Raw genomic sequence first — 26,101 nt, 5'->3', positions numbered from 1 at the left:
CTTTTTATCATCTTCTGCATTCAGTGTATCATAAACACATGTATCAGCAAAATGATAAGCACCTAGAATCGAGTGTTTCTTATTTGTTAGAGAATGTTTTTTCTTTTACTTTTTCTAAGAAGCAAGTCATACCATATGTCTGATCTTCAGTAGCGAAGCAGTTAGAGAATTCTTCAACTTCGATTGCAATACCACCATCGATATCTGTCTGTAGACCATTGTTGATTGCTTTTTTAGAGTTAGCAACTGCAATAGGCGCATTTTTCGCAATACCGTTTGCCATTTTCATAACAGTAGGCATTAATTCTTCAGCTGCAACAACATTGTTTACCAAACCGATTGCAAGTGCACGATCTGCTTTGATGTTACGTGCTGTATAGATCATTTCTTTTGCGATACCAACACCAACGATTCTAGCTAAACGCTGAGTTCCACCAAATCCTGGCGTAATACCCAAACCAACTTCTGGCTGTCCGAATACAGCATTTTCACTAGCGATACGAATATCACAGCTCATTGCTAATTCACATCCACCACCTAATGCGAAACCATTAACAGCAGCGATGACTGGGCAACGGAATGTTTCAATTTTACGGAATACTTCATTACCGAATTTTCCATAAGTAGCAGCTTCTTCAACTGATTTTTCTTTCATTTCAGCAATATCAGCACCAGCTACGAAAGATTTTTCACCAGCACCAGTAATGACAAGTGCATAAACATCTTTATTTGCATCTACTTCATTTAAAGCTTCATTTAATTCAGTTAATACCTGTGTGCTTAATGCATTTAATGCTTTTGGTCTGTTGATTGTGATTGTTGCAACATGACCTTCCACGTTTAATAAAATAGTTTCCATTTTGTTACCTATCCTTTCATATTTTTAAAAAAGTGAATCCACAATTTCAATGGAGTACATGTGAAATTATAGATTCACTGATACTAATGACTAGTCTTATTTAGAGTAATCGTAGAATCCGATTCCAGTCTTCTGACCTAATTTACCGCCACGTACCATTTTTCTCAATAATGTACAGCAACGATATTTAGAATCGTGAGTTTCTGCATATAATACATCCATGATTGCAACAACGATATCCAAACCGATTAAGTCACCTAATGCTAAAGGTCCCATAGGGTGGTTAGCACCAAGTTTCATAGCAGTATCGATATCTTCGATAGAAGCGATACCTTCCTGTAAGATACATGCAGCTTCATTGATCATAGGGATCAGGATACGGTTAACAACGAATCCAGGACCTTCAGCAACTTCTACTGGAGTTTTTCCTAATGATTTACTGATTTCGATGATAGCATCTTTTGTTTCAACTGGTGTGTTGATACCAGAGATAACTTCAACCAGTTTCATACGATCTGCTGGATTGAAGAAGTGCATACCGATTACTGGGTGTTTGATTCCCTTAGCGATTTCAGTTACTGATAAAGAAGAAGTGTTTGTACCAAAGATACAGCTTTCTTTACAGATTTCATCTAATGTAGAGAATAATTCTTTCTTAGTTTCCATGATTTCAAGAACAGCTTCTACAACTAAATCACAGTCAGCTAAATCTTTGTATTCTCCAGCTTTTAAGTTTCCTTTGATTTCAGCAGCTTTTTCAGCAGTCATTTTTTCTCTTGTAACCAATTTGTCTAATTTTTTACCGATTTTGTCGATACCACCCTGTGCCCATTCTAATTTGATGTCACAAACAGTTACATCGTATCCGTTTGTAGCGAAAGCATTAGCGATACCCTGGCCCATTGTTCCGGCACCAATAACTCCAACTTTTTTCATTTTAAATATCTCCTTTTTATTTTTTATAGTAACAAAAGGACAGCGTTACAACGCGCTGCCTTTTGTTATTGCTACTTCATTATGCTTTTTTCGCAGCGATGATTTCTTCTTTTAATAATGGAAGGATTTCTTTTACGTCACCAACAAATCCCATGTTTGCAATGCTGAAGATTTCAGCCTGTGGGTCACGGTTGATAGCGATAATCATATCTGATTTTTCCATACCAGCAACGTGCTGACAAGCACCTGAAATACCACAAGCAATGTATAAGCTTGGACGAACTGTCTTACCAGTCTGACCAACCTGGATATCTTTGCTAACGAATCCATCGTCAACAACTGCACGAGAAGCACACATAGCTCCGCCTAATTCATCAGCAACAGCCTGTACCATATCTAAGCAGTCTTCTGCTCCACGTCCTGCACCAACTAAGATATCGCATTTTGTAATATCGATTCCTTCAACAACTTTTGCGATTGTTTCTTTAACGATAACTTTTGCATCTTTGTCAGCGAATTCTGGAGTAAATTCAATAACTTCACCAGTTCTTGAAGCATCTACTGGATCCATACTGAATACGTTTGGACGAATTGTAGCCATCTGTGGACGAGTGTCTGGACAGATGATTGTACCGAATAAGTTACCACCGAATGTAGGACGAGTTACTAATAATAAAGCTTCGTCAGTCTTTTCTGGGTCCATTTCGATTTTTGTAGCATCAGCAGTCAAACCTGCATTTAAACGTGCAGCAACACGAGGTGCCAAGTCACGTCCTAAAACAGTAGCTCCAGTTAAGAAACTGTCTGGTTTAAATTTATTAATGATCTGAGTTAATGTATCAGCATAGAACTGAGTTGAATATCCTTCAAGCATAGCATCATCAGCTACGATTACTTTGTCAGCACCGTGAGCGATAACATCCTGTGCCTGATCCTTGATGTTGTGTCCTAATAAAACACCAACAACCTGGAATCCCATGTGAGGAATGGATGCAACCAATTTTCTAGCTTCAGAAATTAATTCGTATCCAACATTGGCGATCACGCCGTTTCTCTGTTCAACGAATACGTAAATATCTTTGTATCCTTCAAATTTAGCCATTGTATTCTCCTCCTATTTCGTAATGATCTGCTTTTCTTTCAAAGTCTTAGCAATCAATTTAGCAGCTTCGCCAGCTGGCAGTTCGTAAGTTTCAGTTTCAGCAGTAACATCTTTTGTGAATGTGTGATGTACTTTTGTTGGAGAACCTGCAAGACCAACTTTGCTAGCGTCGATTCCTAAATCATTGAATGTCATGATTTTAACTTCTTTATTGAAAGAATCAACGATATCATTACAGTTCATGTAACGAGGAGTGTTCATTCCACTTAATGTTGTTAACAGACATGGAAGTTTAGCTTCGATAATTTCTTCGCTATCTTCCAAAGATTTTCTAACTGTGATGACTTTGTCATTGATATCAATAATTTTGTCAACATAAGTTACCTGAGGGATATCTAAACGTTCAGCAGTCTGAGGACCAACCTGAGCAGTATCACCATCGATAGCCTGACGACCAGCAATGATCAAATCATAACCGATTTTTTCGATTGCAGCAGCAAGTGTACTAGAAGTAGCACAAGTGTCAGCACCAGCGAATGCACGGTCAGTGATCAGAACACATTCGTCAACACCACGAGCCAATAATTCTTTTAACATTCCACTAGCCTGTGGAGGTCCCATAGAGATAACTGTAACAGTTACATCATCTTTTGTTTCTTTAATTTTTAAAGCTTCTTCAACACCAGCTAAGTCGTCTGGGTTAATGATACTTGGAACACCGGCACGAATCAATGTACCAGTTACTTTATCAACACGGATCTCAGTTGAGTCCGGTACCTGTTTAACAAGAGCGATAATTTTCATGTTCTTCTTCCTTTCCTCTATTATTTCAACATCTGGCCAGAAATAACCATACGCTGTACTTCAGAAGTACCTTCGTAGATTTCAGTGATCTTAGCATCACGGAACATTCTTTCTACTGGATAGTCACGAGTATAACCGTATCCACCCATTAACTGGATAGCTTTTGTAGTAACTTCCATAGCAACTTCAGCAGCAAATAATTTTGCTTCAGCAGCTAAATAAGTATAAGGCTGTCCGTTTTCTTTAGCCATTGCAGCCTGGTAAACTAATAATCTAGCAGCATCAGTTTTTGTCTGCATATCAGCTAACTGGAACTGAGTGTTCTGGAATTTAGCGATAGAACGTCCAAACTGTTTACGTGATTTAACATAAGGAACTACTTCATCGATAGCACCCTGTGCGATACCTAATGCCTGAGCAGCGATACCAATACGTCCACCATCAAGTGTCTGCATGGCAATCTTGAATCCTTTACCTTCCTGACCTAACAGGTGATTTTTTGTAAGACGTACGTTGTTGAAAATAAGTTCGCTAGTTGCACTACCACGGATACCTAATTTCTTTTCGTGCTGTCCAACTGTAAATCCTGGCATACCTTTTTCTACGATAAATGCAGAAATACCGTGTGTACCTTTTGATTTGTCAGTCATTGCAAAGATAACATATACATCAGCTTCACCAGCGTTTGTAATAAAGATCTTTGTACCGTTTAAGATGTAGTCATCTCCATCTTTTACAGCTGTAGTCTGCTGTCCAGCAGCATCTGTACCTGCGTTTGGTTCTGTTAAACCGAATGCAGCCAGTTTTTTACCTGTACATAAATCAGGCAGATATTTGTTTTTCTGTTCTTCTGTACCAAATGCGAAGATTGGCCAAGTACCTAATGAAGTATGAGCTGATAATACAACACCTGTAGTTGCACATTTCTTACTCAATTCTTCTACTGCAAGAATGTAGCTTAAGTAGTCAGCTCCAGCTCCACCGTATTCTCTTGGGAATGGAATACCAAGCATTTTACATTCTCTCATTTTTTCAACGTTTTCACGTGGGAAACGTTCGTCTTCGTCGACTTCTGCTGCAAGAGGTTTTACATCTTTTTCAGCAAACTCAGCGAATAGCTTCTTCATCATTTGTTGTTGTTCTGTTAACATGAAGTCCATAAGTGTTCTCCTCTCCTTAATTTACTTGAACAATAGGATTTCCTTCTTAAGCCATTGACTGGCATGGGCGTTATCCAAAAGGGATAAGCGCAATCCTACTTTTAATTTTAGAACTATTTTTACCTCTCGTCAACCACTTTGTTATTTTTTTAACAATTATTTGATGAAAATTTCACAAGTCCATTTTTTAAATTATTTATTTCCCTGAAATCTAACCAAAAATCTTACATTGCAATCTTGAACCATTTACATACATATGCTGTGTATGTCACATGTATACATAAAGATAAAGCTTTAAAACAGGCTGTTATCGTATCAGTTCAGTATCTTCTGCTTTTTCCATTTTTTGTATCTGTCACATTATTTTTACAATTTTACTTTCTATATATATTTTAATTTCGTACTATAATTTACAAAATCTTTTATTTTTCACTTAATAATTTTTTCACAAGTGGTTGACAAAAGGCCTTGTTTCCTATATGATGTTGCTGTATGGTGTCGGGTGGTTGCCTGATACTCAATAAAAGAAAGAAAGACAGGTAGAGAAAATGAAAAAAACTTATGTTGTTAGCGCAAAACGTAGCGCAATCGGTAGTTTTCTTGGATCTTTGACAACTGTAAAACCAGTTGACTTAGGTGCTACAGTTGTAAAAGCTTTATTAGAAGACGGAAAAGTTGCTCCAGAAAACGTTGATGAATTACTTTGTGGTAATGTATTAAGTGCTGGATTGGGACAGAACATTGGTCGTCAGGTAGCTTTAGCTGCTGGTATTCCTGAATCAGTATGTTCACACTCAGTAAACATGGTTTGTGGTTCTGGTTTAAGAACTGTAATGGAAGGTGTTATGTCAATCCAGACTGGTTTCAACGATATCGTTGTTGCTGGTGGTGTTGAATCAATGTCAGGTGCTCCTTACCTAATTCCTGCAAACACTCGTACAGGAAACAAAATGGGAGATTTCAAATGTGTTGACCACATGATCTATGATGCATTAACAGATGCTATGAATGGTATTCACATGGGTGTTACTGCAGAAAACATTGCAAAAAAATATAACATCACTCGTGAAATGCAGGATGAATTCGGATATGCTTCTCAGCAGAAAGCAATCGCTGCTGTAGATAGTGGAAGATTCAAAGATGAAATCGTTCCAGTAGAAGTAAAATTACGTAAAGAAACAGTAATTTTTGATACTGATGAACACCCTAACCGTAAATCAACTCCTGAAAAAATGGCTAAATTACGTCCAGCATTCATCAAAGATGGTACTGTAACAGCTGCAAATGCTTCTGGTATCAATGATGGTGCAAGCTTCGTATTGTTAGCTAGTGAAGATGCTGTTGAAAAATATGGTTTAACTCCAATCTGTGAAATCGTTGGTATTGGCCAGGGTGGTGTTGATCCATTAACTATGGGTCTTGGTCCTACTCCAGCAATCCGTAACGCTTTGAACTATGCAGGTATGAAATTAGATGACATCGAATTGGTTGAATTAAACGAAGCATTCGCTGCTCAGTCTTTAGGTGTTATCCACGAATTAGTTGAAGAACACGGTATTGATCGTGAAGCATTCATGGCTAAGACAAACGTAAACGGTGGTGCTATCGCATTAGGACACCCAGTAGGTGCTTCTGGTAACCGTATCTTAGTTACATTGATTCACGAAATGATCAAACGTGATGCTAAGACTGGTCTTGCTTCTCTATGTATTGGTGGAGGACAAGGTACAGCTGTTATCGTTAAACGTCCATAATTATAAGACAAACAAAAAGCTGCGCAATAAAGTGCAGCTTTTTTTAATGTGTTGTTCCTCCTGGTATTAGGATATCCTCGCTATGTTCAATACATGCTTTTATGGTTTTTTCAAGGCCAAGAGATATCATATCAATTGGCATGCTCGCTGTAGATGAAGAAAGCTTTGCTGCCTGGGATGTATCATAAGGCACATGGATAAACCCTCCCCTGATATGAGGATATTTTCTATCAATCATATACAATAGTGAATACATGACATAATTACATACATAAGTTCCCGCAGAGTAAGATATAACAGCTGGAATGCCTGAAGACTTTAATTCTTCACATATTGCTTTGACAGGCAGTTTTGTAAAGTAAGCATCTGGTCCATCTTTTTCTATTTTGGATTGTAATGGCTGGTTTCCTTTGTTATCAGGAATTCTAGCATCCATGTAATTGATTCCAACAAATTCAGGGGTGATGTTTGCCCTACCACCTGCCTGTCCTACACAGATGACAAGATCAGGATGATTTTTTTGAATGGCTTCATCCAATAGCTTTGTACATTCTCCAAATACTGTTGGTATTTCTAATTTTATAATATTGGCTGTCTGTATGTGATCAGGCAGTCTTTTTACTGCTTCATAAGCAGGATTGATGGACTCTCCACCAAATGGATCAAATCCGGTAATTAAAACGTTCATAAGTTCCTCCTTGTTACTCAGCTCATCATGATCATATAGATGATCTGAAAGATTAATAAGATGACTGCGACCAATATCTGTTTTTTTATCACGCCATATTTGTCTTTCATTTCTAAAATAGCGACAGGTACCATATTGAAGTTTGCGGCCATCGGTGTTATTAGTGTACCACAAAAACCACAGGTTAGCGCAAGACTTCCTACAATTGTTGGATCTGCGCCTAATGCTAATACAAATGGTGCCCCTATTCCTACGCTCATGACTGTAATAGCCGCAAAGGCATTTCCCATTACCATCGTAAATAAAGCCATGCCAATTGCATAAACCAAGATACCAACCACAAGGTTTCCTGAAGGTATGATATGAGAAACCATAGAACTGATGACTTCCCCTACACCGGCTGCGGTGAATACAGCACCCAAGGTTGCCAATAGTATAGGAAGCAAGGACATAGGACCAACGGTATCTAACATTCTTCGTGCATCTTTTAAAAAGATTGTGCTGCGATTTTCTTTCGACATAAGCATGAGGATGATGATAGCAATCCCTACCCCAATGCCTACACCTGCAATTGAGCTGATATCTGTAAATAACGCAAAACACAATGCTGTCAATCCAATACATAATGCTGGGATAAATATTTTCATACCGATTTTTTGAAATCCCTGTTGCATTTCCTCCTGGGTTGGCTTATCCAGCTTTCCTTTTGCTGTTTTTCCTGTGATGACCGGAATCACAAGCAGCATTACAAACACTCCGGTTACAGAAGATGGAATCCATTTCCCCATCATGAATAAAATACCCAGCATTCCCCAGAAAAAGGCCGTACCATAGCGATGAGGATTGCTTTTATCAAAAGCATTGCGATAAGCACTATAACATGCAATCATCCCAATACAGATATATAAAATTTCTAACAGTTTACTGCTTAATGTAACTTCCTGGCTGAGAAAGAATTCAATGATATTCATGAAGCTTCATCCTTTCTGTGTTCCTGCTTTTCTATTTTTTTATTTTTTATCATATAGTATGTAATACTCACGATTAACGCCATGATGGCAACTGGAATCTGTGTTTTGGCTAAATCTGCCAGAGCTACATCATATCCTAAATCTTTATATGTTCCTTGTACCAGCAGCATGCCACTGCCTCCTACAAACAACACCTGTCCAAAGAACATGGCGATGTTTTCCATACCGGCAGACATGCCTTTTAATTCTTCCATATGTTTTTCTGATATTTTTTTATTTTCCTTTTCTGCTGCCGCATGTGCCATTGGCAAGACAATCGGACGTACAAAGCCTGCGACACCGCCAAATTCTACATTAAATGCCGCAAACAACATACGAAGTACGCCATAGACCCCTAATACAATGCCAGCTGAGGCATTCTTCATTTTTCCCATCAATGCGCTTGCGGCTTGTTTTAAGCCACTTCGTTCCAGGGTTCCTGTCACCAGCATAACGATGATAAAGGTACACATACTTCGATTGGACACAAAACTGTTTCCCAGTGTTTCTAAAAAGGTCATCATATCCATGCCGGATACAAAGGCTGTCACTACACATGCGCTTATAATAATCAAAATGGAATTTAATTTTAACGCAAATCCTAGAATCACGATCACGATTCCTAGCAATTTGATATATTCCATGATGCATCATCCTTTCTTCATTGATATTTTCAACCATAAAAGCATCGAAAATATGCTTCATTATACATGATGAAGAACCCTTTTGTCGATGCAGATACAGCAACTGGAAGAAATTTCAAAAAAGGCTATCTTTGGATAGCCTAAAATAAATGAAGAATAAGATTGGTTATGATACATAACACGATGCCACATACAGTTGGAATCAGAAAGGACAACATTGTCCATTTTCTACTTTGTGTTTCTTTTTTGATAGTAAGCAAAGTGGTAGCACATGGAAAGTGCACAAGACAAAACATCATGGTACAAATTGCTGTGATCCATGTCCAGCCATGATCGACAAACAAAGTTTTTAATACGCTTAAATCTGCGATATTATTCATGGATCCACTTGCCATATATGCCATAATGATGATAGGAACGACGATTTCATTCGCTGGAAAGCCTAAGATAAATGCTAATAGAATCACGCCATCCAAGCCCATTATGCGTCCAAATGGATCCAGAAAATCAGAAATCATCGTTAATAATGTTACATCTGAAATCGTAATATTGGCAAGCAGCCAGATAATTGCACCAGCTGGTATGGCAACACTAATGGCCCTGCCTAATACAAACAATGTACGATCAAAGATAGAACGAACGATTACTTTGCCAAATTGTGGTCTTCGATATGGTGGCAGTTCTAATGTAAAGCTGCTTGGGACTCCCTTCAACAAAGTTTTACTTAATATTTTGGATATCACAAGAGTCAGAAATATTCCAAATACAATGACTCCTGTCAATAACAGCGTGGAAACAATACCATTCCATGGTGAAATCAATACCCCCGAAAAAAACATAGTAATCAAAGCAATCAGCGTTGGAAAACGTCCATTACAAGGAATAAAAACATTGGTAAGTATCGCAATCAAACGTTCTCTTTGAGAATCTATAATTCTTGCGCCGGTAACACCAACAGCATTACAGCCAAATCCCATACAGATTGTTAACGCCTGTTTCCCACATGCATTTGCTTTTTGAAATAAACCATCTAGATTAAATGCAATTCTTGGAAGATATCCATAATCTTCTAATATCGTAAACAATGGAAAGAAAATCGCCATTGGCGGCAGCATGACACTGATGACCCATCCTGCAGTTTTCACCATGCCATCGATCACAAAATTTTCTAAAGCTGGATATACCTCCCAGCCTTGAAAAAGTGAATGCATCCATGCTTCCAAATGCGTAAACATCGCGCTTAGTACATCACTTGGCATATTGGCACCGGAAATCGTAATCCAGAATATTACCGATAACAATACGATCATCCATACAAATCCCCATACTTTATCTGTAAAGATACGATCCAGTCTTGCATCTTTTTCCAGATAAGCGGCATTGTTAAAGATAATACTTTCATCACAGATTTCTTTTGCTTTCTGATGCAGTTTTTTCACGATTTCATCTTCATACACCTGATAGATTCCACATGCGGATAGGCGTTGTATTTCCTCTTGCACGCATTGTTTTACCTGTTTTGCATTGATGATTGCTTCATAAAATCGTATTTTTTCTCCTTCTGGCTCTAATAATTTCATAGCGAGAAATCGTTTATTATCCATTGTGGTATCCATGATTTCACACAGGTGTGCAATGCTGTTTTCAATTTCTTTGGTATAGGTGATTACCTGCTTGTTTTGTAAATGGCTTTCTCCAACTTTCTTGATTGCTTTTTTTAAATCATCAAAACCTTCCTCACTTCTAGCACTCATCGACACTACTTCAATACCTAACAGATCATGCAGCTTATCTAAATTGATGGTGATTTTTTTCTTTTTCGCCTCATCCATCAAGTTCACTACCATAATGACATTGGGTGTGATTTCCATTGTCTGTAGTACAAGGTGCATATTACGTTGTAAACATGTCGCATCACAGATCACCAGACAAATGTCACATTTTTCAAAACAAATATAATCTCTTGTCACTTCTTCCTCACTAGAATGCGCCAGTAAGGAATATGTTCCTGGCAGATCTATCAGCTGATGCACCATATTCTGATCATTAAAGCTTCCCTGTGCCAGTTCTACGGTTTTCCCCGGCCAATTGCCTGTATGTTGATGCATTCCTGTCAATGCATTAAATACTGTACTTTTTCCTACGTTTGGATTTCCCACCAAAGCAATAGTATATCCTGGTCGTTCTTTTAATACCGCCGCATTGATTTCATCATTTACCGCAAGCATTTTCTCAAAGAGCATGTTCTTCCCCCTTTACCACTTCAATCAATTTGCTTTCGTTATTTCGCAATGCTATTTTACATCCTTTGATCAAATAGGCACGCATGCCTTTGCTTGGGCTTTCTAATACAGGCTCCACTAATGTACCATTCACAAAGCCAAGATCCAAAAGACGTCGTTTCATCTCACAGTCCACAATACTTTTCACAAAGACTTTTTCTTTCATCCTGCACTCGTATAAAGTCACTCTTTTCACTTCCCATTATTAGTTTATCGAAAGCAGGGCTTTATGATAAGGCGAACACCTAAAAACCGTAAAAAGAAAAGGACAAGTGTCCTTTTTATGAAATAATTTGATTTTTACCTGATCGTTTTCCCTGATACATATGTTCATCTGCATTCTGTATGGCATCATCTACATCATCAAGTACTGCACTTAATCCAAAAGTCATGGTCACTTGAATATGTTGATCATCAAAATTAAAATCAAATGCTTCAATTTTCTGCCGGATCTGTTCCAGCATCGCTTTTGGCATCATCACATCTTCACCCTCAAACAACAATACAATTTCTTCTCCACCCCATCGCACGATACCAATACTTTGAAATAATATATCTTTGATAATCGTAGCAATCGAAACCAATACATAATCACCGCACATATGTCCATAATGATCATTGATATATTTAAAATCATCTATATCTCCCAAAGCCACAAAGGTTGGATGGATATGTTCAGACTTTATCGTATCATACATGTGCCAGCGGGTCCAAAGACCAGTCAATTGATCATAATTGGCAATCTCATATAAGCTTTCATTTTCATCACTTAAACTCTTTTCTATTATATGAGAACTGATTTTTGTGATAATTGCCCCATATAATATCATCCCAAAGCTAATACATGCATTGAAAAGATACATCCCCTGCATTACCTTCTGATGGGACAAATTTAATACACCAAACATATTTTGATCCATAATCAGCTTCAACACAAAAAACAAAAGCACCTCACACAATGAGATCACATAAGGTACTGCACGATTCTTGAAAGGACTGAAATACACTAATGAAGTCAATGCAATCAACAACAATGTATAACCAGAACTCCATCCCAGATACAGTGTAGAAATTACCACAAAGATGGATACCTCCAAATGCACGATACTGACAGCTAAACGGAAGTATCCTTTTTTTATGACAAGCAGCATAAGTATGTAAAACAATACACTGCCAAAATTGTAAAACGTTAAAGGAATCTGGTGAATGATCGCGCAAATGACTGCATAAAGCATATGTGCACCCATCGCAAGAAGTATGATTTTTCGATATACATCCTTGATGTAAATTTTATTTTTATGAATATTATCCATTCCCACATATCTCCTTTATACTTCTGTATTATACCGCAGAAAAAGAAATTGAGGAATATTTTTATTTAAAAAATGCTAAATCTTTCTTCATTTGTTCTAAATCATCGCGAATAGCGATATGCTGAGGGCATAATCCTTCACAACGACCGCATTTTTTACATTGATCAAAACGTGCTTCCCTCGCCATTGCGTCAAGTTTTTTCTTGGTGGCATCTTTATTGCTGTATTTTGCATATTCATTCCATATTTTAAAATTACCTGGAATATCAATACCAAATGGACAAGGCATACAGTATTTACAAGCCGTACAGCCATTTTTTGTTCTTTCCAGAATCATATTGGCAACTTTTTCAATCAGTTGTTCCTCTTCTTCATTTAGTTGCTCCAGCTGATCAAAGGTATGTAAATTATCTTCCACCTGCTGCATGGTAGACATGCCACTTAAAATAACACGTACATTGCTATGACTTGCGACCCAGCGAAGTGCCCATGAAGAAATACTATCATTTGGACGTTTCTTCTTTAAGATTTCTGCGATATCTTCAGGCAGCACTGCTAAATTGCCTCCCTTTACAGGCTCCATAATTACCATGGGAATCTGTTTTTTTGCACACAACGCATACCCTTGATCTCCAGCTTGTACATTACGGTCAATATAGTTATATTGAATCTGACAGAAGTCCCAGTCCCGTGCATCAATCATTTCTTTAAATACTTCATATTCATCATGAAATGAAAAGCCCAAATTACGAATTTTTCCAGTTTCTTTCAGATTATCCAGATATTCTAATACGCCCAATGCTTTTGCCTTTTCCCATGTATCCTTATTCATCGCATGTAATAAATAAAAATCAACATAGTCCACATCTAAACGCTGTAGCTGTTCTTCGAATATACGCTTTGCATCGTCTAATGTTTCAATCTTAAACATTGGCAGTTTTGTTGCTAAGTAAAAACTGCTTCGATCATATTTCTTTAATACCCTTCCTACAAATGGCTCACTGTCCCCATTGTGATAAGGATATGCTGTATCAATATAATTCACACCTTGAGCAATCGCTTTATCTAACATTGCCTCCGCTTCACACTCACATATACTGCCATCCGTATTTAATGGAAAACGCATACAGCCAAATCCTAATAACGATACCTTTTCTCCATGTTTCATTTCTCTAACATCCATTTTATTCACCTCTGCCTTTATTATAAAATAAAATACAGGAAATTTCTCCTGTATTTTTACATATTTATAAACTTTCTAAATCAAATGGTGTCATTTGATATACATAATTCAACCAGTTGCGATATAAAAGATTCGCATGACTTCTCCATGAGAATACTGGTTCATTGTTAGGATCATCTTCTGGGAAGTAATTATATGGCAGCTGAATTGGTTTTCCCTGCTTTAAATCACGAAAATATTCTTGTGCCAGAGTTTCCTTTCCATATTCTAAATGTCCTAAAATAAAGATCTGATGAAAATCGGGTGTCGCAATAATATTGCTGCCAGTATGTTTGGATTTACTTAAAACCTCTAAACCCTTTACTTTTGCCAATGCTTCTTCATCAATGGCAGTATGACGGGAATGTGGTGTTAAATGTATTTCATCAAATCCATTTGTCAAGAAGTTATATTCATCACATAAAACCTGTGGAAATATGCCAAACACTTTGTGATCCATCAATTTTTTCTGGATACCATAATGATAATATAAACCAGCCTGTGCTCCCCAACAGATATGAATGGTAGAATACACATGTTTTTTACTCCATTCCATGATTTCACAAAGCTCTTCCCAATAATCCACCTCTTCAAAAGGCAGATGCTCCACAGGTGCACCTGTGATAATCAAGCCATCATAATTATGCTTTTTGATTTCATCAAAGGTATCATAAAACTTAACCAGATGATCCTGGCTGGTATTTTTGGATACATGCCCTTTTACCATCATAAAATCAATATCCACCTGTAAAGGCGACTTACTAATTAAACGTAAAATCTGTGTTTCCGTTTCTATTTTCTTTGGCATTAGATTTAATATAACGATTTTCAAAGGACGAATATCCTGTTTTGTTGCGACATCTTCTTCTAATGCAAAAATCTTTTCACTTTCCAAAATCGCCTTTGCAGGCAATCCATTTGGTATGTTGATTGGCATAGCTGCTCCACCTCTTTTAACTTAAATCTGTGCAAATGCCTGTTTTAAATCCTCAAGGATATCATCCACGTTTTCTAATCCTACTGAGAAACGAATCATTCCTCCATCAATTCCAGCAGCCACCAGCTGTTCATCACTTAATTGACGGTGTGTTTCACTTGCTGGATGTAATACACATGTACGAATATCTGCGACATGAACTTCATTGGAGGCAAGTTTTAAATGATCCATGAAAGCTGCTGCGGCAGGACGTCCACCCTTGATAATAAAGGAAATTACACCACTGCAGCCTGTCAGATATTTCTGTGCAAGTGCATAATTCGCATCAGAAGCAAGACCTGGATAAGTAACTTTTTCTACCTTATCACAGCTTTCCAGATATTTCGCAACTGTTAATGCGTTATCACAATACTGTTTCATACGTACAGCAAGCGTTTCTAATCCAAGGTTTAATAAGAAGGCAGAATGTGCTGCTGGATAACATCCGAAATCTCTCATCAACTGCATTCTTGCTTTAATGATATATGCCATATTGCCATAAGTTTCTGTATAAGAAATGCCATGATAAGATTCATCTGGTTCTACAAGACCAGGGAATTTTCCATTTGTCCAGTCGAATTTACCACCATCGACGATGACACCGCCGACCTGTACAGCGTGTCCATCCATATATTTACTTGTGGAATGAATGACAATATCTGCGCCCCATTCAAATGGACGGCATAAGATTGGTGTCGCAAATGTGTTATCTATGATCAATGGTACTCCCATTTCATGTGCGATATTCGCAAAACGTTCAATATCAAAAACAGCCAAAGCTGGATTTGCGATTGTTTCCCCAAATACCAGTTTTGTATTCGGCTTAAATGCTGCCTTAATTTCTTCATCACTTGCGGATGTATCAATATAAATACATTCAATACCCAGTTTTTTCAAAGTGATTGAAAAAAGGTTGATACTGCCTCCATAGATTTGTGGAGTTGCGATGATACTGTCCCCTGCTTCACATATATTTAAAACTGACAATAACGTTGCTGCCTGACCGGAAGTTGTACACATTGCACCAACACCGCCTTCTAATGCAGCGATTTTTTCTTCCACTGCCATCACGGTTGGATTTCCAAAACGTGAATAACATAGTCCTTTCGTAGGATCATCAAAGATTGCGGCTACTTCTGCAGCAGAATCATATACATATGTCGTGCTTTGTACAATCGGTAAAACTCTAGGTTCTCCGTTTTTTGGTGTATAACCGGCATGTAAACATTTTGTTTCGGTTTTCATTTATTTCATCCTCCATTTTCATTTGTAATTTATTTTACACTTTTTTACTTAGTTTATCAATCACATTCCCGTTTTTCTTCTATGACCTTCAATATTTCATCACTGCCAGCATAGGGCAGCACAGGACTTTCTAACAATCCCTGATGAATACAGGAAATGGCATATTCCACTTCTCCGGTAAAATCACTTTCCATCTGTACACTGATTTCTGTCTTTTCTCCATTTTTGATAAGATATGCACGTGTATTCTTCCAAAAGTTCTCACAAACGATATATCCTTCATCACCATATAAAAAGCCTTTATTTTCCATACTAGCATCCCAACTGCATACGATATGTGCCATCACACCATTTTCATACATCAGCATTCCCTGTGCCTGTGAAATATAGCCCTCTTTTTTTCTGCGTATCATCATATCATGATGCTTCAGTTTGCTTTGCGCAAAATAATTCGCATAGGCAATCGGATAAACACCAATATCATATAAACAGCCTCCAACATCACCACGCAATACCCATGAGCTGAGGTCTTTTTCATGAACATTTAAATAGCTGCAATATCTAGCATCGATCATAGAAAGCTTTCCAATCACACCCTCCCTTACCATCTGAATCAGTTTTTGGTTTAACGGAGTAAATAATGTTTTATGTGCTTCCATCAAAAAACAGTGCTGTTGCTTTGCATAATCGAAGCATTCTTTTAAATCCTCACGATTGGTCAACATCGGTTTTTCACAGATCACATGTTTATGATGCTTTAAACACAACATGATATGTTCCTTATGTAAATGATTAGGTGTACAGATATAAATCAGCTCTATTGCATCATCAAGACATAAATCCTCATAGCTTCCATAAGCTTTGATCGCATGGCATTCTTTTTGAAAAGCTTTTGCTTTTTCTATATTTCTTGATGCTACACCATATAAAACACCATCTTTGGCATGAATAATGCCATTTGCTACTCTTTTTGATATTTTCCCAAGTCCCAGGATTCCAATATTCATAAACAAACCGCCTCTTTTCAAATTGATTTTACCATACTTCTTTATGCCCTTACATTTATTTTTATTATTTTTTTAAATATACCCACAACGATTGTTTTTTATAGTATAATAGAAAAAATAAAGGAGGCGATCATATGCATTATGAAATCGTAGGTGGGCAGCTGCCCGTTGTCATCTGTAAAGTAGATGCAGGTGAAAAGATTTATACAGAATCCGGTGGTATGTGCTGGATGGATGATGGTTTTGAAATGGATAGTAATACAAGAGGAGGGCTTTTAAAAGGATTAGGTCGTGCAATGAGTGGCGAATCTATCTTTATGACGACATATACAAGTCCTCGTGATCATGCGGAAATCGCATTTGGTTCAAGTTTTCCTGGCAAAATCATTCCTTTGACATTACGCGAGCAAGAAAGCAAAATCGTACAAAAGACTGCATTCCTTGCGGCTGAAGACAGTGTACAGTTAAAGATGCATTTTCGTAAGAAACTTGGCGCAGGCTTTTTCGGTGGTGAAGGCTTTATCCTTCAAAGAGTCAGCGGACCTGGTACTGCATTCTTGGAAATCGATGGTGATATCGTAGAAAAAGAGCTTGCTCCTGGTGAAACAATCAAAGTAGATCAGGGATATATTGCGGCATTCGATGAAAGTGTCAGTTTTGATATCACAACCGTAAAAGGATTAAAAAACAAATTCTTAAGTGGAGAAGGTTTCTTTCTGGCAACATTAACCGGGCCTGGTAAAGTTTGGCTGCAGACCATGCCATTTTCCGTACTTGCTGATCGTATCATTGATATTGTTCCACACAAATAAAAAATGCATGGCGTTTGTCCATGCATTTTTTCTTATGATTTCAGCGCAATCCCACAATCTTCAAGTGAAATATTAATCTATTGAAATACATACCTCAGCTCTTTAAAATATTCAGGTGTAACTTTCTTTGTACAACCTTTATCAAGTGTACATATGTATTTCTAATTAAGTGTATTGGCTATATTTACATCAATGATTTCTTTACCCTGTATAGATATAAATTGTGTACATTCTTTATCTATTGAAAAAAATTGAAATATAAATTTTCAAAAAAATTTAAAAAAAGACTTGAAATTCTAAAAATCTTATAGTATTATATTGCCACAAAGAAATGCGGATGTAGTTCAATGGTAGAACTTCAGCCTTCCAAGCTGACTACGTGGGTTCGATTCCCATCATCCGCTCCATTGATTAAACAGTAAACAACCTGGATGATGGGTTGTTTTTTTTGTGCATTTACAGCATAAAACCTGACTTGCCTATATCTAAAGAATGCGTTATAATTTCACATATGAAAAGAGTGATGTTATGAAGAAACATATCGCAGGTTGTTCATTGACTGTTTGTTGCCTGCTGTTCATGATTATGATTATTATGGGAATGAATGGTAAAGCCTTATCCCCTAAACAAGCTGTCTTTGTATATCCTAAAGATACTGAAATATCGAAAGATGCACATACTTATTTAAAGGGTGTGATAGGAAAAAATCATATAAAGCTTGATCTATCCAAAGTTGATTCCCATACACCTGGTGTGTATCCAGCATATGCAAAACAATCAAACAGAACATATGAATTTCAAATAGAAATCAAATAAAGCTCTTTCAAATTCAGGGAGCTTTTCTTATCGAAGCATGGTCTTTGCGGCTTTCACTGTAGTAACGCTACTTGTTAAATGTTATATATGACTTTATTGGATAATGCCTAATAAGTTGTTTTTCACAATGATATATTATATCTGCTCGGAATGATTCAATTTTGTCATCCATTCTATCACAGAAATTATTATATATATTACAAATTCTTTGATTATCCTCATCTTTTTTTGTAAATTTAAATATTTTATTTTGATGTTCTAAAATAATACTATACATAATAGCATTGTTATATTTCTGATTCCCACGATATATCGTACAATTATATATAACATTACTATATAAATCATTATACATTTGATGCAAAGGGTTATAAATACTTTCAAAAAAATCGTGATATAATCTTTTGCCTGTAAAAAAGCCCATTTCCCCTATCAAATTATCCAATTCTTTAAATGAACAGTTTCCTAAATTAATATACTGATTTATAATTATTTCTAATTCTTTAGACATTGCTTGATATTCTTGATTTATACAATATTCGATAGAATCAAACTTTTCTTTTGGATTCATATTTTTAATAAAGTCCTTATTTTGTTCATAAAAAAATTTATATAATTTATCGTATGCTTCATGCTTGATTTCACTTTTTCCGTTTGGTATTCTTGCCATTACTGCATTACCGTTTACTTCATTAAAATAATCTAATAATAATTCATCATTTAAAGTAGAAGAGTAAATTGGCGCTAATTTATAAAATTGATGGTTAATGATTCTACATTCATTCCAAATTTTTTCTAAAAGCTGAGTTTTTGCAACATGATATTCAAATATATCTATCAATAACACGATAAATGAGCTTCCAAAACAACCAATTAGAATATTAGAAAAATATTCTAATATTGGCCTAGAATCTTGCATTTTAGAATTTAATAAAAACAAAATTGAATATAATACCAAAGAAATAGTAGATATAATTAATGATAATTGTAAACTTTTACATTTTGCTTTCATCTTAGCCCTCCATTTATCAAAATTTTATAATCTAAATTGAATAAGCTCCCAAATCAGGGAGCTTTTCTTAACGAAGCATGGTCTTTGCGGCTTTCGCAAGTACCTTAGGATTTTTATGATGTGGTGTTACAGGACAAATCTTTTTATCAATATGTAGTAACGTATATACCGCAATTCGTGCAGCACGTACAGAATATTCTTCTGTAAATACCATATCCTCTGGTATTTCCACAAATTGTGAAATCATTGCAAAATTAGTTGAACCAGATGGCACTACATGTGGGCGATCAGACATTGCACGTGGTTGGAATTGTGCATCAATATATGGCATCATACAAGGAATGACATTCACAACATCCTCTAAGATATCTTTGGTATGCTCCTCAAAGTGTAAATGGCCTAACAGTTCTAATAAGATTTCTTCCCCTGTACAATCCCACATTTTCTTTTTCACGTAATTGCCTTCTTGATCTGTATATAATCCATATCCCCAGAAAATGGTTGTGTTTTGATCTTGGGCTTTGAAATGTGGCTGTGCAGCAACTACGATACTCATCAGCCAGTTGCTGTCCTTAAATGTCATCAATGCACCACTGCCTGGAATATTGCCAGAAAATTGTTCAATCATTTTCAATAAGCGATTTCCCCTGCATGTCACTGTAAAGCTTTCCCAGTTTGTTTCTTCTGGCTTTGTAAAGAATGGGGCAGGATTACCTAGCGATGGCTTTTTATCTGCGACTTTTTTCCATAATGTTGCGGACATTGGATGATCTACTCGATAATCTGGAGCGTGACGATAATCTCCAAGAGTTGCATTATCACTCATACAGCCATTACACATGATACACAAATCGCCTTCTTCTAAATGAAGTACTCGTTCATGTCCGTTTTCTTTCACATAGATATCAGTAGCAGTTATACTTTCTTCTTCAAAATCAATATCTTCCACTACAGCTTTAATACTAAAATCTACACCATATCCTTCCAGATAGCTCTTTAATGGAAGAATCAGTGATTCATATTGATTGTATGGTGTACGTGTGACACCTTCTAATGTTTCGATTCTGGAGAATTCTAACATCATTCGATTCATATACCGGCGGAATTCAAATAAAGAACTCCATTTTTGAAATGCAAAGGTTGTCTGCCACATATACCAGAAGTTTGTGGTAAAGAAATGTGGATCATCTTTAAACCAATCCTCAATGGTTAAATTATCCAGTTTTTCTTCTGGTGTCGCAAGCAGCTTCGTTAATAGAAAGCGGTCTTTATTATCAAACTGCATACTATGTACATCCAAGATATTTCCATGTTTATCGATTAAGCGCGCTTGTGCATGGGTAGGATGTAAATGATCAAAATTCAGGATTTCTTCTGTGACACTTTTTCCCGGCCAGTCTAATGATGGAATACTGTCAAACAATTCCCAGAAGTTTTCATAGGTTTCTTCATTCAGCATCCTTCCTCCACGACATACAAAGCCCTGTGTTACATTTCCTGCGCCATCATTACTGCCACCTAACACATCCAGACCTTCTATGATATGGATATTTTCACCTAAAAAGCCTCCATCCTGTATCAGATAAACAGCAGCACTTAAAGCACCAATACCTCCACCAATTAAATATGCCTGTGGTTCTCCCTTTCTGCCAGGATGAATACGTGATGCTTCCTGTTCGATTTTCCTGCGATGTAAATGTCTTGCGACACCTGCGCCAGCTGCAGCTCCAATAATAACGCCACCCAGGGCAGCAAGTTTATGTAATTGATTTTTATTCATAACACTCATTCCCTTCTTTTTCATTATCAGTATATCTCAATTCGCATGGGTTGTATCTATACATTTTGGATTGTTCGTTTATATATCCAATAGTTTCTTCTTTACCCGTTCTTGATTGGAAGCATACATCACTGCATTTTCTTTACTGATCTTCCCCTGTTTTACCAAATGTACCAAACTATCATCCATAGAAATCATTCCCTGATCTTTTCCTGCGATGATGGAATTTTCTAATTGATGTATTTTTCCATCACGAATCTGTGTACGAATGGCTGGATTGATGATCATAATTTCAAATGCGGGCACCATGGTATTATCTAATGCAGGCACCAGCTGTTCACTGATAACTGCCTGCAGTGTCATGGATAGCTGCACACGAATCTGTTGCTGCTGGGCACTTGGAAATACATCAATCATACGATCAATTGTATTGGCAGCTCCCATAGTATGTAAGGTAGATAAAATCAAATGACCTGTTTCTGCAGCTGTGACTGCAGTTTCCATCGTATCTAAATCACGCATTTCTCCGACCAGAATAACTTCCGGTGCTTCTCGAAGCGCAGAACGAAGTGCCATGGGATAATCTTTTGTGTCATGAAATACTTCCCTTTGGGACACAATACTTTTCTTATGGGAATGTAAATATTCAATAGGATCTTCAATTGTGATGATATGTACATTACGATTTTCATTGATTTTATCAATCAGACAGGCTAAAGTAGTAGACTTGCCACATCCGGCTGGACCACTGACTAAGATCATTCCCTTTTTGGTAGACCATAAATTTGTAATCGTTTCTGGGATTCCTAGCAAGGATGGATCAGGTAAATCAAATCGAACGACACGCAATACTGCCGCCTGTGAATTACGCTGCATATATACATTCACACGAAAACGCCCCAGGCCTGGGATAGAGAAGGAAAAATCATCATCTTTACTGGCGATAAAATCTTCATAACGATTCTGTGGTGCATATGCATAAATATCTTTGATCAAGGTTGCTGTATCATCTGGTGTTAATCGTTCATTTCCTATATTTTCTATATTCCCATTGATTTTGAAGGCGTAACAATGCCCTACGATTAAAAAGATATCACTTGCGTTACTATCTAGTGCTTCCTGTAAGATTGTTTGTATATTTACCATATTTTTATGCTCCTGTTCCTGTAGTTGTGTATGCTTTTATGATCCATGTATCTCCTGTTTCAATCACGGCACGTAGCGTGCGCTGTTCACTCACAGGATATATCAAAGTCAAGGTATTACCTTTTATATCATAGGTTATTTTATGCGTATCAAGTAGTTTTTTACTATACTCGTCAAGTGGCAGCGTATGATGCATTTCATGTAATACATATTGTAATGTTGCATCTGCTTGGGTATATGCTTTTTGTACTTGCTTCCCCTGATTTGCGATTTCTTCCTTCTGCAGTGCTTTACTATAAGATAATACGGATAATATCATCATACATAGTACCACAAAAATCATCAGGATAGAACTTGCGCCTAAGCCCACTTGTACATGTTTGCGTTTATCCTTATTCATGGGCGCACCTCCTGACGATAAAAAGATAACACGGCTGTTTCTTTATTCTGTTTTGTGATATGCATTTCACACAGATCGCCATGACTGCCTTCTTGTTTTATAGCAATTGTGACCTGATACATCGCTTCTTCCTGTTGTGGGACTCCCTCTTCATTTAAATAAAACTTTGATTTATATAAATAATCGTTTTCTTCATCAATCAGATTTTGGCCATAGATCAAAGATGTTTTTACATTTTTTGCATATAGTTGTTTATCTTTCGCATTGCTCATGACCAATACGCAAATACCTGAGGCAATTGTAAAAAAGAAAATCACGATCAATAACTCCATGAGAAAGGATAATGATTTATGGTGTTGATTCATGATAATACACCTCCACTTCTTAAGGCAATCATCAAGGTGTTTTTCACGCCATCATGCTCCATTGTGATATAAAGCTTATTGTTTTTTTCCTGAATTGTCATGGAATCCATCGCAAAACGCTCTTCCCCATATGACAGATTCACAGATAACTCATCTATTTGATATAGTTCTTTCAACATGTGATTATCTACATAAAGATAGACCACCTCGTGATCGTTATGTAATCGTAAACAAGAATGTCCATCAATTTCTTCTATTGTGATCTCTTGATAACGATCATAATCTCTTACCATATTTTTTATATAGGAAGATGCCTGATAGACGCTGTTTTCATCTTCACTGATTTTATGATAGCCATTGATTTGAAATAATAGGAGAAAAAAGCTGCAGATCACAAAGACCATAAACAACGAAAGTGAAAATAACACATCCACGGTATGTCTTCGCATGTCAGTTTCCTCCTTTTCGATAGACGCTTGTTTCTGGCATAATGTTGCTGCCAACGTATTCATATCGGACTTTATAAAGATCTTCTTGCAGATACAGTCCATAATGCTCCTTAAGATAGCTTACATCTTCAGGATAAAATCCTTCTGTACTGTAGCATTCCAGTGCCGCTTTCTGGATTGCCTGTTTCACTCTGTCCAGATCTTTTTCATCTACTGTGGTATCTGTTTTCTGAAAGCCTATCGCAAAGATAACAAGCATACATACAAATACCAGCAGCTGTAAAATCAAACGTATAGAATGTTTCATTATACACTAGCCATGATGCTCATCAGCGGCAGCATCACAGATAATAAGATTACCCCAACAATAATTGACAACAATATAACAATTCCCGGTTCTATCGTATTCAAAAAGGTAGAGATACTGTTATCTACATCTCGTTCATATAAGGCACTGACTTTCTTTAATACTTCTTCACTTTTCCCACTGTGAAAGCCGGTAAAGATCATATTGGCATAGACACCCTCATAAAGTTTTTCCTTCTGCATGGCTTCAATAAAGCCTTCTCCTTCATCAATATCTTTTAAACATTGGTGAATCTTTGTTTGAAGCAATGGATGTTCTACCACACCAGGCAGATAAGCAAGTGCTTCTTCACTGTCATAGCCACTGGATACAAATAAGGATAAAGCGTATGTCATCTTTGCCATTGTGATATTATAAAACAGCTTTTTCGTTAAGAAGAAACGTGACAACAATCCTCCCTGCCCTTTATGTCTTGTGAAATACAGATAACCAGCAAATACCAGCAGGATGCTTAATATCACAAAAGATATCATCGCAAAGGTATTGCCAAAGCTCATCATCGTTTTAGAACTTCCCGACAAGATTGCGCCCATATTATGTAATACTTTATCAAATATAGGAAGTACTTTCCATATAATTAATAACACAATACACCACATCATCACTAACAAAATCATAGGATACACAAGTGCATCTTTTAAACTGTGTTTCAAGTTATCATTTCGCTCATAGTAAACAGCAAGCTCATTCATGACAGAATCTAAATGTCCGCTTACCTCTCCAATCTGCATCATTTTTTTCGCATAATCATCTATATAAGGCTTATCTTTTACTGATACATAAAAGCTTCCATTCTCTTTGATATCTTCACGCAAAGATAATAAATCCTGTTTTATGTGTTCCCGCTCACAGCTTTCCAATATCACATCCATGCCATCTTCTAATGACAATCCACCCTCTAATACCATTGCCATACTCGTACAGAATTCGTACATTTCTTCATCATTCCATATATTTGAACTCATATCAAGCCCTCCTCAAATTAATATTCATACTTTGTAATGTATTCACCATCATAATCTGCATGTGTAGATGCATAAGTTGGATCCATTCTTGTCCATGTATCTTTTTCAAATAATATCGCAGGATCTATCCAGCCTTTGCCTTCCAGCCAAACTTCCACCCACGCATGATAATCCCGTTCTGTATCTCCCACAATGACTTTACATGGGATATGCTGGGAACGACACATGCCTGCCATGAGTGCCGCATAATCAAAACAAATGCCTTTTTTCTTTTCTAATGTTTCATCCAGTACTGGAAGTACATAGTTATCTTTGACTTTCTCTAATTTATCGTAATCGTAGCTGATATCATTTACCACAAAATCATAAATAGACTTGACTCGTTTTAAAGCATTGTCATCATCTTTACATAATGCAAAGGCCTTTTGTATCGCCTCGCTGTTTTGATCATATTCCACGGTTTGATTGGGGTATAAAAATGGTATCTGTTCATTATCTAATTTTACATCGATATCCGCACCATATACTAACGCATATTTTCCTGTAGAAGGAACCTGAATACGAACTTCTAACTGATACGTTCCAGAACCATTCACCAGTGGAAATGTTTCATAAACACCTGCTTTATTTAAATCATACCAGTAGTTTCCTTTTTCATTGTTTGTGAGCCTGATTTTCATCTTGATGCCACTATCATCCAAGCGTTTGATACGAATATAACCAAGATTGGTATGACTATAATCAATATGTACTTTATGATCATCATCCTCCAGCACCTTTTCTTCAGGACTTTCAGCCAGCAGCAGTTCTTCTATTTTAGGACTTGGCGATGCTGGAAAATCAGATAAAGCTTCCTCTTCTTTGGAGGATGGTTTTGATGGTGTTACATCATTTGAATGATCATTACATCCATACAGCACAAACAAGAAAGAAAACAACAGACATAACAATCGTTTTCTTTTCATGTGTTCACTCCTTACGTCAGGT

27 protein-coding genes and 1 tRNA gene are annotated in these 26,101 nt (G+C 36.8%); 4 read left to right on the top strand and 24 right to left on the bottom strand.

Features of this window, described 5'->3' with window-relative positions; genetic code table 11:
- Positions 1-79: 79 nt before the first annotated feature.
- The 5 genes from DW761_RS15435 to DW761_RS15415 form a co-directional block, all read right to left on the bottom strand.
- Positions 80-859: a short-chain-enoyl-CoA hydratase gene (locus DW761_RS15435; RefSeq protein WP_117453733.1), complete on the bottom strand. Its 780-nt coding sequence runs from the start codon at positions 857-859 to the stop codon at positions 80-82.
- A 96-nt stretch (positions 860-955) separates the two neighbouring features.
- A complete protein-coding gene (locus tag DW761_RS15430; RefSeq protein ID WP_117453734.1) occupies positions 956-1,795 on the bottom strand; it encodes a 3-hydroxyacyl-CoA dehydrogenase family protein in 840 nt (279 codons plus the stop codon).
- Positions 1,796-1,874: 79 nt separating this feature from the next.
- Positions 1,875-2,897, bottom strand: coding sequence for an electron transfer flavoprotein subunit alpha/FixB family protein (locus DW761_RS15425; RefSeq protein ID WP_117453735.1), 1,023 nt, complete (start codon positions 2,895-2,897; stop codon positions 1,875-1,877).
- Between the two features lie 12 nt (positions 2,898-2,909).
- Entirely contained in the window at positions 2,910-3,701 is a 792-nt protein-coding gene (locus DW761_RS15420) for an electron transfer flavoprotein subunit beta/FixA family protein (protein WP_117453736.1), read from the bottom strand.
- Between the two features lie 20 nt (positions 3,702-3,721).
- A complete protein-coding gene (locus DW761_RS15415; protein WP_117518666.1) occupies positions 3,722-4,861 on the bottom strand; it encodes an acyl-CoA dehydrogenase in 1,140 nt (379 codons plus the stop codon).
- A gap of 548 nt (positions 4,862-5,409) precedes the next feature.
- On the opposite strand from DW761_RS15415, the gene DW761_RS15410 reads away from it, so the two are divergent.
- Positions 5,410-6,615 carry an acetyl-CoA C-acetyltransferase gene (locus DW761_RS15410; RefSeq protein ID WP_117453738.1) on the top strand — a complete coding sequence of 402 codons (1,206 nt, stop codon included), beginning with the start codon at positions 5,410-5,412 and terminating at the stop codon, positions 6,613-6,615.
- Between the two features lie 43 nt (positions 6,616-6,658).
- Here DW761_RS15410 and pcp read toward each other — a convergent pair whose 3' ends face one another.
- From pcp to DW761_RS15360, 10 genes are all read right to left on the bottom strand, one after another.
- Positions 6,659-7,303, bottom strand: a complete 645-nt coding sequence (gene pcp, locus DW761_RS15405; protein ID WP_117518665.1) for a pyroglutamyl-peptidase I — start codon at positions 7,301-7,303, stop codon at positions 6,659-6,661.
- A 17-nt stretch (positions 7,304-7,320) separates the two neighbouring features.
- Positions 7,321-8,274 carry a DUF979 domain-containing protein gene (locus tag DW761_RS15400; RefSeq protein WP_117518664.1) on the bottom strand — a complete coding sequence of 318 codons (954 nt, stop codon included), beginning with the start codon at positions 8,272-8,274 and terminating at the stop codon, positions 7,321-7,323.
- Entirely contained in the window at positions 8,271-8,957 is a 687-nt protein-coding gene (locus DW761_RS15395; RefSeq protein WP_117518663.1) for a DUF969 domain-containing protein, read from the bottom strand. The genes DW761_RS15400 and DW761_RS15395 overlap by 4 nt, the downstream gene beginning before the upstream one ends.
- Before the next feature lie 140 nt (positions 8,958-9,097).
- The gene (gene feoB / locus DW761_RS15390) at positions 9,098-11,200 is read right to left on the bottom strand and encodes a ferrous iron transport protein B (RefSeq protein ID WP_117518662.1); all 2,103 of its coding nucleotides are present in this window, start codon (positions 11,198-11,200) and stop codon (positions 9,098-9,100) included.
- A complete protein-coding gene (locus DW761_RS15385; protein WP_117455065.1) occupies positions 11,190-11,426 on the bottom strand; it encodes a FeoA family protein in 237 nt (78 codons plus the stop codon). Before DW761_RS15385 ends, feoB begins: the two co-directional genes overlap by 11 nt.
- A 94-nt stretch (positions 11,427-11,520) precedes the next feature.
- Complete coding sequence (locus DW761_RS15380) at positions 11,521-12,552, bottom strand: GGDEF domain-containing protein (protein WP_117518661.1); 1,032 nt, start codon at positions 12,550-12,552, stop codon at positions 11,521-11,523.
- A gap of 61 nt (positions 12,553-12,613) precedes the next feature.
- Positions 12,614-13,735 (bottom strand): aldo/keto reductase, encoded by a 1,122-nt coding sequence (locus tag DW761_RS15375; protein WP_117518660.1) that lies wholly within the window; start codon positions 13,733-13,735, stop codon positions 12,614-12,616.
- Positions 13,736-13,799: 64 nt separating this feature from the next.
- On the bottom strand, positions 13,800-14,711 hold the full coding sequence (gene metA, locus DW761_RS15370) for a homoserine O-acetyltransferase MetA (RefSeq protein ID WP_117455074.1): 912 nt from the start codon (positions 14,709-14,711) through the stop codon (positions 13,800-13,802).
- Positions 14,712-14,732: 21 nt separating this feature from the next.
- On the bottom strand, positions 14,733-15,995 hold the full coding sequence (locus DW761_RS15365; RefSeq protein WP_117455076.1) for an O-acetylhomoserine aminocarboxypropyltransferase/cysteine synthase family protein: 1,263 nt from the start codon (positions 15,993-15,995) through the stop codon (positions 14,733-14,735).
- Between the two features lie 56 nt (positions 15,996-16,051).
- On the bottom strand, positions 16,052-17,002 hold the full coding sequence (locus DW761_RS15360) for a Gfo/Idh/MocA family protein (protein WP_117518659.1): 951 nt from the start codon (positions 17,000-17,002) through the stop codon (positions 16,052-16,054).
- 134 nt (positions 17,003-17,136) lie between these two features.
- Between DW761_RS15360 and DW761_RS15355 the strand changes: the two genes are divergently transcribed.
- The 3 genes from DW761_RS15355 to DW761_RS15345 all read left to right on the top strand — a co-directional run bounded on the left by DW761_RS15355 (position 17,137) and on the right by DW761_RS15345 (position 18,630).
- A complete protein-coding gene (locus tag DW761_RS15355; RefSeq protein WP_117455080.1) occupies positions 17,137-17,814 on the top strand; it encodes a TIGR00266 family protein in 678 nt (225 codons plus the stop codon).
- Between the two features lie 333 nt (positions 17,815-18,147).
- Positions 18,148-18,221 (top strand) — tRNA-Gly (locus DW761_RS15350).
- A gap of 121 nt (positions 18,222-18,342) precedes the next feature.
- A complete protein-coding gene (locus DW761_RS15345) occupies positions 18,343-18,630 on the top strand; it encodes a hypothetical protein (protein WP_117518658.1) in 288 nt (95 codons plus the stop codon).
- Positions 18,631-18,697: 67 nt separating this feature from the next.
- On the opposite strand, the gene DW761_RS15340 is transcribed toward DW761_RS15345, so the two are convergent.
- From DW761_RS15340 to DW761_RS15300, 9 genes are all read right to left on the bottom strand, one after another.
- Positions 18,698-19,642: a hypothetical protein gene (locus DW761_RS15340; protein WP_117518657.1), complete on the bottom strand. Its 945-nt coding sequence runs from the start codon at positions 19,640-19,642 to the stop codon at positions 18,698-18,700.
- Between the two features lie 67 nt (positions 19,643-19,709).
- Positions 19,710-21,422: an oleate hydratase gene (locus DW761_RS15335; protein WP_117518706.1), complete on the bottom strand. Its 1,713-nt coding sequence runs from the start codon at positions 21,420-21,422 to the stop codon at positions 19,710-19,712.
- Between the two features lie 78 nt (positions 21,423-21,500).
- A complete protein-coding gene (locus DW761_RS15330) occupies positions 21,501-22,568 on the bottom strand; it encodes a type IV pilus twitching motility protein PilT (RefSeq protein ID WP_117518656.1) in 1,068 nt (355 codons plus the stop codon).
- Between the two features lie 4 nt (positions 22,569-22,572).
- On the bottom strand, positions 22,573-22,968 hold the full coding sequence (locus DW761_RS15325) for a hypothetical protein (protein WP_117518655.1): 396 nt from the start codon (positions 22,966-22,968) through the stop codon (positions 22,573-22,575).
- Positions 22,965-23,333, bottom strand: a complete 369-nt coding sequence (locus DW761_RS15320) for a hypothetical protein (RefSeq protein ID WP_117455088.1) — start codon at positions 23,331-23,333, stop codon at positions 22,965-22,967. Before DW761_RS15320 ends, DW761_RS15325 begins: the two co-directional genes overlap by 4 nt.
- Complete coding sequence (locus tag DW761_RS15315) at positions 23,330-23,782, bottom strand: DUF4860 domain-containing protein (RefSeq protein ID WP_158552341.1); 453 nt, start codon at positions 23,780-23,782, stop codon at positions 23,330-23,332. Before DW761_RS15315 ends, DW761_RS15320 begins: the two co-directional genes overlap by 4 nt.
- A 1-nt stretch (position 23,783) precedes the next feature.
- The gene (locus tag DW761_RS15310) at positions 23,784-24,089 is read right to left on the bottom strand and encodes a hypothetical protein (protein WP_233513114.1); all 306 of its coding nucleotides are present in this window, start codon (positions 24,087-24,089) and stop codon (positions 23,784-23,786) included.
- Positions 24,089-25,114 carry a type II secretion system F family protein gene (locus tag DW761_RS15305; protein WP_117518652.1) on the bottom strand — a complete coding sequence of 342 codons (1,026 nt, stop codon included), beginning with the start codon at positions 25,112-25,114 and terminating at the stop codon, positions 24,089-24,091. Before DW761_RS15305 ends, DW761_RS15310 begins: the two co-directional genes overlap by 1 nt.
- Before the next feature lie 17 nt (positions 25,115-25,131).
- Positions 25,132-26,079 carry a transglutaminase-like domain-containing protein gene (locus DW761_RS15300; protein ID WP_117518651.1) on the bottom strand — a complete coding sequence of 316 codons (948 nt, stop codon included), beginning with the start codon at positions 26,077-26,079 and terminating at the stop codon, positions 25,132-25,134.
- Positions 26,080-26,101 lie beyond the last annotated feature (22 nt).

Origin of the sequence: Absiella sp. AM29-15, assembly GCF_003434225.1 — a bacterium.
Classification (GTDB): Bacteria; Bacillota_I; Bacilli_A; order Erysipelotrichales; family Erysipelotrichaceae; genus Hoskinsella; species Hoskinsella hominis.
The sequence above is the reverse complement of the archived record's forward strand: the minus strand, read 5'-3'. Positions and strand labels throughout refer to the sequence as shown.